Source organism: Arthrobacter sp. ZGTC412 (assembly GCF_002929215.1).
Classification (GTDB): Bacteria; Actinomycetota; Actinomycetes; order Actinomycetales; family Micrococcaceae; genus Arthrobacter.
In genome coordinates this window covers 153,778-160,924 of sequence record NZ_PJII01000008.1, presented here as the reverse complement: position 1 = coordinate 160,924, position 7,147 = coordinate 153,778, and the positions used below count along the sequence as shown (strand labels likewise).

Genomic DNA, 7,147 nt, shown 5'->3' with positions numbered 1-7,147 from the left:
AGGGAAGGGGTCTGGCGCTGCCGAACGATATTCAACTGCAGCGAGGCCTGCCCGCGAGGTATCAAGATCACGCAGGCAATCAAGGAAGTCAGCCAGGCAATCCTGTCCACCCGCATATGACACACACCCAACAGATGCGCTGAGTCATTTCGCCGAGGGCCGCCGCCTGCCTGGAAGCGTTTGTGGAGTTGCGCGGCGCGCTCCGGGTACAGTGCGCCTTTCTTCAGCAAGTGACGCTGGACTGACAACCACTTGCCCAAGCCCTGTTCCTCCGGGGAACCGGACCGTCCCATGCCGGGATTTCTTCCGTAAGCACGTACGTGCTCCTTGAGTTGTTCCAGACGGTGTTCCACCTCGCCTCGGTCCGGGAAGAGGGACGGTAGCCACCGGGAGCGACATGACTCCAACCAGGCAGGGCCGAGTCCAACTTCGCGATTCTTTCCCGCAGGAGCAAACCGTTTCGAAGGCTGGATCTGTGATTCCGCATCCAGTAAGACAAAGCCCGCTCACCGGGTTCTTCCGCATATTGCGAAGGTACCCGCCTCTGCCGCTCGATGAACCGCACGTATTCACCAAATTGTTCGTCCCAGGCACGGCGGGGAACGCTGCGCGTGCCTTGACCGGGCGCTGTCTGCTTCATCCGATGCAGCCACCAAGCGTCCGTCCCCCTCCATTACCTAACCCTCCGCTCCTGCAGGCCAGCTACCGGAGCCACTCACACATTACTTACCCCACGGCTGGCCGGTGCTGCAGCGATCGGGGTGATGCGCAGCCAGTTCCCCAGGATCAGACAGCGGGTCCCGGCATCCGTCGGTTTCCTTCCGGAGTGACAGTCGGGGGAACCAGACGACAAGGGGTTGTGGCTGCGGTACTGGAGGGATGTCCTACGCCGCGAGTTGGGTTGCGAGTCCCGTGAGCAGAATGGTCAATCCCCGGTCGAGTTCGACGGCGCCGTCGTAGTCGGCGAGGGCGGGGGCCAGGGTCCGGAGGTGGGGGAATTCCTTGGCTGGGAGGCGGTGCAGGCCCAGGCGCAGGATGGCTTCGCTTTCGTCCGGGTCTACAACGTACTCCTGGAGTTCGTTGAGGATGTGCCCGTAGAAAAACCCGTAATAAACGCGGTAGACGTGCAGGGCATCGGCTGGGGCGAAGCCGGCATCTATCAGCAGCGCCAGGATCCGTTCCAGTGGCCGCAGTGTTCCCAACGGGCGCAAGCCCAAGGGAGTGGACAGGGGCCGGGTGACCAGCAGCGGCATCACCTTGGGGTGCCGCAGAGCCATGAGCCGGAAGTCATGGGCGATCCGGCGCAACTGTGCCTGCCAGTCCGGGTCATCCGGGAAGATCGTGAGCTCATCGAGGACAACTTCGGTGACCCCGTCCAGCAGGGCTGCCCGGTTGGCCGCGTACCGGTACAGGCTCATGGGATCGCGATGCAGTTCCTGCCCCAGGCGGCGCATGGTCAGGGCGTCCAGGCCTTCCTCATCAACCAACGCCAGCGCGGTGGAGAGCACCAGGTCCCTGCTGAGGGGCGCCTTCCGGGCGCTTTTTTGGTTGTTGGATTTTTCGGGGGTAGCCATGAAGAGTGTCCGTCCTGTTCGTTGCGTTCAGGCCCACCCATTGGAGATACGTAAGCTTGCTTATTAACCAGTCTACATGTAAAGTCTACGGTGTAGAGAAGTTGTCGACATGGTTTCAGTCAAGGGATCAAAGTTTGCAGGGCCGACACGGGCACCTCACACCCCTTACCTAGGGAGAACCACATGACGACGCAGACCCAGAACGAGCCTTCCAGCACGATCCGCAACGCCAACGCCATCAGAATTTCGACCCGGACCCTCGAGTTCGCCGTCTATGTTGCAGCCGTGATTGCCACGATCATCACGGCAGCTGTTGTCGGCGACGACGCGAGCGAGAACGGCGTTGACGTCTTCAACGCCAACCATGCGATGCAGTACGTCGCCTTCCTCACGGTCGGCCTGATGGTGGCGCGCGGACTGGCGAAAGCCGGCAACCGCGCCCACAACAACCGCGCCTAACACGCGCTTCTCCGGCCCCGTGCCGGGAACCGACTGATCCTGGCGCCGCACCGAACGCTGCTGTGCCAGGACCCTCCCGCCTTACCCCCTGTTTTACCTGCCGGAGCCCAAGAACATCGGTCCTCCCGCAGTTCCGCTTGCTGTCCCGTGCAAGGCAGCAAGCTTGAGTTCGCTGTAGCCCCCGGCGGACCATCGCACCTTGTTGAGAAGAGCCACTGTGGCCTATACACCGTTTGACCAGTTCCTCAGCGAAGCCACCTACAGAGACCATGCGTCTGACTCGACGATTGACGGGGATGCCTTTTACGGCCTGTACACCAGCTGGTGCTACGTATCCCAAAACACGCCACAGCCCCAGCACGTCTTCTGGGAGGCGATGGGACAGCGCATCAGTCCCGGGCACCGATTGCGCATGAGGGGCCCCGCGGCCACGGACTACCTCCTGAACAGCTACTAGGCCGTGGTCCAACCAACGTGACGACAGCCTCTAACAGCTACGTCCCGTGGGACGTGCACCAGCCACGCGGCATACGCCCCTGGTGCGGAAACTGCGACACCGATCAGCACCTCCTGGTCGAACTCCCCGCGGTCACGGGCAGACGGGCAGGCACTCCCGCAGTCGCCGTCGGCTGTTCGCAGTGCCGCCACTCCAGGGTCCTGGACTCACCGCGGACCACGTCGCCGTCCTTCCCGAAGGTCCATCGTGACACCCTGCCGCTGCTGGCCGGCCCGCCCCCACGAGCCAATGATGGCAACATCCCGCGGTGTTCCAGCACCGCGCGCACCCCGGCTGGAACAGCCCAGTGCAACCAACCCACTCCCCCAGCCGACAGGCCAGATCGAAGGTGTACCCAGAAATGACGAACAACACCCGCACCACCACCGCCGCTCCCAGAGTCGGGCGCGCCACCCCATTGGGCATCGAGGACTTTGACCTCACACCCGCCGGTCTCGCCGACGCCCCCGCCAACGAACAAGACACCGACAGCATCGTCCACACCGGCAACAGCTAGTCACCAGCCCTGAACCGAGAATACGGTCCCGGCACCTCCGGCCAGTTCCGGCAAGCCGTTACCGCACCGATTCCAAAGCGTTGAAAACTATCCGAAGGAGCCCAATGAACACCTCACCCGCCCCGGCCGAGCTTCAGGACGGGGTCATCTCCCAACTCCAGGACCTGGTCCTGGAAACCTCGGACGCCGAGGAATTTTTTCAGGAACTCGCCGCCTTCTCCGCTGCCCTCCTCGCCCCACCTGCGTCGGAAATTTTCTGCAATGTCACCATCGAGCGCCGGAAGAAGCCTGTCACGGTGGCCTCCAGCACTCCCTGGGCACACGCCATGGATGAGCTCCAGTACCGCTTCGGCGACGGACCCTGCCTCGCCGCCATGCGCACCGGCTCCACCATGCACGTCCCTGACGTCTCCCAAGAGCATCGCTGGCCCGAATACACCCGCGCCGTCGCCACCAAGTACATCCGGTCCATCCTCAGCGTTCCCCTACGTTTGGAAGGAGAGTCCGCGGCCTCCCTGAACATCTACTCCACACGAGCCCACGGGTTCACCGGCGAAGACATCACCAGAGCCGAACTGTTCGGCGAGCAGTCCGCCAAGACCCTCCGGCTGGAACTGCGCCTGGCACGACTCCCGGACGCGAAAAACAACCTGGCAGCGGCGATGAAAAGCCGGACAGCCATTGACGTCGCCGTCGGTATCATCATGGCCCAAAACCGGTGCAGCCAGGACGCAGCCATGAAAATCCTGCGCAGCGCCTCCAACGCCCGCAACCTCAAGCTCCGGGACGTAGCAGCAACAGTCGTTGAATCAGCGACGCCCACCCCGGGCCTGCGCACCCACTTCGATGAATAAGAGTGCCGGCGCTCGGCAGGGACCAACCGCTCTGGCGGTCACAACCTGTCGGTAGGACAGCTGTAAACCCACTCTGGGCGCCGTCTACCGGCAGGCTTCAGCGACAGCTCAAGCAGCGGACGACGTAAGGGCGCTGTCAATGGCCGGGCTGGGCCGACTCCTTCGGGGCGTGCAGCTCTTCTATCGAAAGCTCCAAAAGGTCCAGATCCAGGGCGCTCGGCTCGCTCACCCCGTACAGGAACGACTCGAATTCGAGTTTGGACGCGTTACCGCCGTTGGCGTAATACTGCACCCAGATTTCATAGACGTCAGCTTCGTCTTGTTCGACCATGGCCCGCGCTGTCAGTCGTGGATCTTCCACAATGACTACTCTCAGTTTGGCGGCGACAGTTCTAATGCTGGCCGCTCTCTGTGCGTCCCTTTTACTCAGAACAGCGTAATTGTTTCATGCGTTGGGCTGAGGCCACCAGCAAATGTGCAGGAAATAACACGCATAGACAGGGGCCCTTTTCGTTGTGAGGGCGCCCGTGACCCCTTATAGAGACTCCAGATAGCCCGTGTTCCGGGGCGAGTTGCTTGAACTCCATCGTTTGCAAGAAGGGGCAGCTGCACTCCGAAGCACCGATGGAGTTGGGTACACCCCAACCTGACAAACATCTCCCGGTCTGGACTGCAGAAGCAGTGGGAACTGATTCTCCGCTCCTGGGGAATGGACATGCATGTTCAGAAGATGAGGCTCGGGCAGGTTTAGGGTACCCCCATGTATTTGTGCGGCATGACGGTAATCAAGTCGATTGCTGTTTCTACAGGCATGGTCTCGAACCCGCCCTTGATGCCCGCCTCCATTTGGGGGAAAAGAATTGTATCCCGGAATATCTCCCAGCTCTCCTTTGATTCATGCACTGCCAGGACCGTCCAGCCGCCAACAGAGGCGCCGCTTGCATGGAAGATCTGACCTGCAGGGAGCTGTCCTTCTCCCGGATGGACAGCAGCGATCGAGGACAGGTATTGCTCCCGGGTGCCGCCAGGAAAAAAATGAACGATGCCGTACGGTGTAGTAGCCATCTCCGCTCCTAAGAAGGACCACGGTGGTCCCTACGGCCAGTGGTAGTCGCGGCCACCAGCCGTGTCAATGGGTTCCCGCAGACGCTGACAAGAGCCCAGCACCGTCGTCGAGCCAAACAGACCCCGCCCTTCGAACAAGTCAGGTTCGCCGTCGCCAGCCTGGACCACATTTGGCCAGTTGCACTACCCGTTCGGGATACAACCTGCCTCTCTTCTTTGCGTACCACTGGGCTGACAGCCACACGGCTGCACGACCACACCCAGGACGAGCACTCCAGTCCTGTCTCACGCGCTGTCTCGCCCTAGCGGGACCGGGTACATAAGTGTGCTTAGTATTTAGGGCCGTCATGTATTACCCTATTTTTAGTCTTCCGGACCTGAAGAAATTTTTCATGGTCCGGCAGCTCGGCTCGATGCCCCGTGCAGCGCAATGAGCTGGAGACCGCTGTAGCCGAACGGTGGACAACTGCACCAAGCCAAAAGAAGAACCACCATGGCACAGTCCCAGTTCGACCAGTTCCTCAAGGAAGCCACCTATACGGACCCGGAGTCCGGCTTAACTCTTGACGGAGACGCCCTTTACGGCCCGTACACCAGCTGGTGCTACATATCCCACAACACGCCACAGCCAGAGCGAATCTTCTGGGAAGCGATGCGACAGCGCAGCTGTCCCTACCCGAAATTACGCATGAAGGGCCCCGCGGCCGCTGACTACATCATGTCCAGCTACCCGGCCATGGTCTGACCAAAATGACCACGGCATCGAACAGTTACATTCCCTGGGATGTGCATCAGCCACGCGGGAAACGCCCATGGTGCGCAAACTGCGACACCGACCAGCACCTCGCCGTCGAATTCCCGGCGGTCATGGGCAGACGGGCAGGCACCCTCGCCGTAGCGGTCATCTGTTCACAGTGCCGCCAATCCCGGGTCCTGGACACTACCGCGGACCACCTCGCAGCCCTTCCCGCAGGTGCCCCGCGGTAAGCGGCCACTCGACGTTTGCTGCCCTACCCGATCGCGTCGGGCGATGACGGCACGCCATCACCCGCTGTTCCAGCGGCGGCCGCACCCTGGCTGGAACAGAAACAGCACAACTAACCTACTCCCCCTGCCACAGGCCATACCGAAGGGATACCCGACCATGACGAACAACATCACTGCCGAGCTCAAGGCCACGGCCATCCCGCTCAGCATCGAGGACCTTGACCTCACGCCCGCCGGCCTCGCCGACGCCCCGGCCAGCGAACTGGACCTCGACAGCCTCGTCCACACCGGCAACAGCTAGGCATCAGCCCTCGAAGGAGCCCCATGAACGCATCACCGATCACCCCCGGAGCCACCTCCTTCGAACCATAATCCGAAAGCCTGAACAGAAAGCTCGAGGGCATCTCCCGAACGTCCCACAACCGGGCTTCCCGTGAAGATTAGCTTGCCCAGCCTGCTCTGATCCTGGTACCCGGGATTAGGTTATGACCGTTAACACGCGCATGCTGGGTGGTGAGGTACCGAATGCTCGGGATACTTAATCCCTGGATTCGTGAACTCAAGCGCCGATCAGCTCGTTCGATCGACCCTCTGTCACCCGTTAAGCAGCTAGCGGCCCTGATGGACGCTTTCTGCAGGACCACGCCGCCGACCCGCACCGCGGCCCGGGTCGGCCATGACATGATGCACCCATGACGACAACTGCCCAGGCACTACGTGAATGGGCGCGAGGCTCCCTCCCCTGCGAAGCCGCCACAGAACTTCTCCTCCGTGCATTCAACGGACGCTTCACCCAGCCGGGCTGGCCATGGATGCACAGCGATGAGCAAGGCCGGAGCTGGATTGATTTCGAAGCCATCCCCGAGCACATGGACGGGCTCTCCGGCGGTGAGCACCAGTTCATGATGATCGCAGCATCCCTGGGAGGCGAGGAACAGGTGGCCCTCTCCGACGTTATACCTGGTCTCGACCGGGCGTTGCTGGATCTGGTGCTGGCGGCACTCGCCCATGCCGCAGGCTCCCACCAGGACTCTGTCATCCTCGAAAAGCCTGAAGGCGTCTTGGGATTTGAGCGGGCCGACACCCTACATCCGTGGCCGAAAGAACCCCCTGACCTACGCGCGATCGACGGCGGCCAAAACTAGGTGCTTCCAAGTACTGCTTTCTCTCGGGCGCCCCCTATAACGCTCTGGGT

The 7,147-nt window shown here is 61.7% G+C and carries 11 protein-coding genes and 3 pseudogenes; 9 read left to right on the top strand and 5 right to left on the bottom strand.

Annotation, left to right across the window (positions count from 1 at the left end; all coding sequences use genetic code 11):
* Positions 1–120: pseudogene (locus tag CXQ88_RS22325) on the top strand (succinate dehydrogenase iron-sulfur subunit); the annotation flags it as partial.
* Between the two features lie 122 nt (positions 121–242).
* On the opposite strand, the pseudogene CXQ88_RS22680 reads toward CXQ88_RS22325, so the two are convergent.
* The 3 genes and pseudogenes from CXQ88_RS22680 to CXQ88_RS11835 form a co-directional block, all read right to left on the bottom strand.
* A pseudogene (locus CXQ88_RS22680) lies at positions 243–293 on the bottom strand (hypothetical protein); the annotation flags it as partial.
* Positions 294–430: 137 nt separating this feature from the next.
* Positions 431–640 (bottom strand): annotated as a pseudogene (locus CXQ88_RS22675) (hypothetical protein); the annotation flags it as partial.
* Positions 641–884: 244 nt separating this feature from the next.
* Positions 885–1,574 carry a TetR/AcrR family transcriptional regulator C-terminal domain-containing protein gene (locus CXQ88_RS11835; RefSeq protein WP_104044362.1) on the bottom strand — a complete coding sequence of 230 codons (690 nt, stop codon included), beginning with the start codon at positions 1,572–1,574 and terminating at the stop codon, positions 885–887.
* Between the two features lie 183 nt (positions 1,575–1,757).
* Between CXQ88_RS11835 and CXQ88_RS11830 the strand changes: the two genes are divergently transcribed.
* From CXQ88_RS11830 to CXQ88_RS11820, 4 genes are all read left to right on the top strand, one after another.
* Positions 1,758–2,033: a hypothetical protein gene (locus CXQ88_RS11830; RefSeq protein WP_104044361.1), complete on the top strand. Its 276-nt coding sequence runs from the start codon at positions 1,758–1,760 to the stop codon at positions 2,031–2,033.
* Between the two features lie 217 nt (positions 2,034–2,250).
* Complete coding sequence (locus tag CXQ88_RS11825) at positions 2,251–2,490, top strand: hypothetical protein (protein ID WP_104044360.1); 240 nt, start codon at positions 2,251–2,253, stop codon at positions 2,488–2,490.
* 400 nt (positions 2,491–2,890) lie between these two features.
* Positions 2,891–3,046: a hypothetical protein gene (locus CXQ88_RS21795; protein ID WP_181037489.1), complete on the top strand. Its 156-nt coding sequence runs from the start codon at positions 2,891–2,893 to the stop codon at positions 3,044–3,046.
* 104 nt (positions 3,047–3,150) lie between these two features.
* A complete protein-coding gene (locus tag CXQ88_RS11820) occupies positions 3,151–3,900 on the top strand; it encodes a GAF and ANTAR domain-containing protein (RefSeq protein WP_104044359.1) in 750 nt (249 codons plus the stop codon).
* Between the two features lie 136 nt (positions 3,901–4,036).
* On the opposite strand, the gene CXQ88_RS11815 is transcribed toward CXQ88_RS11820, so the two are convergent.
* Complete coding sequence (locus CXQ88_RS11815; protein WP_104044358.1) at positions 4,037–4,231, bottom strand: hypothetical protein; 195 nt, start codon at positions 4,229–4,231, stop codon at positions 4,037–4,039.
* 416 nt (positions 4,232–4,647) lie between these two features.
* Positions 4,648–4,965: a hypothetical protein gene (locus CXQ88_RS11810; RefSeq protein ID WP_104044357.1), complete on the bottom strand. Its 318-nt coding sequence runs from the start codon at positions 4,963–4,965 to the stop codon at positions 4,648–4,650.
* 493 nt (positions 4,966–5,458) lie between these two features.
* On the opposite strand from CXQ88_RS11810, the gene CXQ88_RS11805 reads away from it, so the two are divergent.
* The 4 genes from CXQ88_RS11805 (at position 5,459) to CXQ88_RS11800 (ending at position 7,097) form a co-directional block, all read left to right on the top strand.
* A complete protein-coding gene (locus CXQ88_RS11805; protein WP_104044356.1) occupies positions 5,459–5,710 on the top strand; it encodes a hypothetical protein in 252 nt (83 codons plus the stop codon).
* A gap of 5 nt (positions 5,711–5,715) precedes the next feature.
* Positions 5,716–5,952 (top strand): hypothetical protein, encoded by a 237-nt coding sequence (locus CXQ88_RS21555; RefSeq protein WP_146069196.1) that lies wholly within the window; start codon positions 5,716–5,718, stop codon positions 5,950–5,952.
* Between the two features lie 157 nt (positions 5,953–6,109).
* Entirely contained in the window at positions 6,110–6,253 is a 144-nt protein-coding gene (locus tag CXQ88_RS21790; RefSeq protein WP_181037488.1) for a hypothetical protein, read from the top strand.
* 391 nt (positions 6,254–6,644) lie between these two features.
* Positions 6,645–7,097: a hypothetical protein gene (locus CXQ88_RS11800; protein ID WP_104044355.1), complete on the top strand. Its 453-nt coding sequence runs from the start codon at positions 6,645–6,647 to the stop codon at positions 7,095–7,097.
* Positions 7,098–7,147: the final 50 nt, after the last annotated feature.

Coding starts and splice junctions, on each gene's coding strand:
- CXQ88_RS11835 (WP_104044362.1), bottom strand. CDS start 1,574: ATGGCTACCCCCGAAAAATCCAACAACCAAAAAAGCGCCCGGAAGGCG.
- CXQ88_RS11830 (WP_104044361.1), top strand. CDS start 1,758: ATGACGACGCAGACCCAGAACGAGCCTTCCAGCACGATCCGCAACGCC.
- CXQ88_RS21795 (WP_181037489.1), top strand. CDS start 2,891: ATGACGAACAACACCCGCACCACCACCGCCGCTCCCAGAGTCGGGCGC.
- CXQ88_RS11820 (WP_104044359.1), top strand. CDS start 3,151: ATGAACACCTCACCCGCCCCGGCCGAGCTTCAGGACGGGGTCATCTCC.
- CXQ88_RS11815 (WP_104044358.1), bottom strand. CDS start 4,231: ATGGTCGAACAAGACGAAGCTGACGTCTATGAAATCTGGGTGCAGTAT.
- CXQ88_RS11810 (WP_104044357.1), bottom strand. CDS start 4,965: ATGGCTACTACACCGTACGGCATCGTTCATTTTTTTCCTGGCGGCACC.
- CXQ88_RS11805 (WP_104044356.1), top strand. CDS start 5,459: ATGGCACAGTCCCAGTTCGACCAGTTCCTCAAGGAAGCCACCTATACG.
- CXQ88_RS21555 (WP_146069196.1), top strand. CDS start 5,716: ATGACCACGGCATCGAACAGTTACATTCCCTGGGATGTGCATCAGCCA.
- CXQ88_RS21790 (WP_181037488.1), top strand. CDS start 6,110: ATGACGAACAACATCACTGCCGAGCTCAAGGCCACGGCCATCCCGCTC.
- CXQ88_RS11800 (WP_104044355.1), top strand. CDS start 6,645: ATGACGACAACTGCCCAGGCACTACGTGAATGGGCGCGAGGCTCCCTC.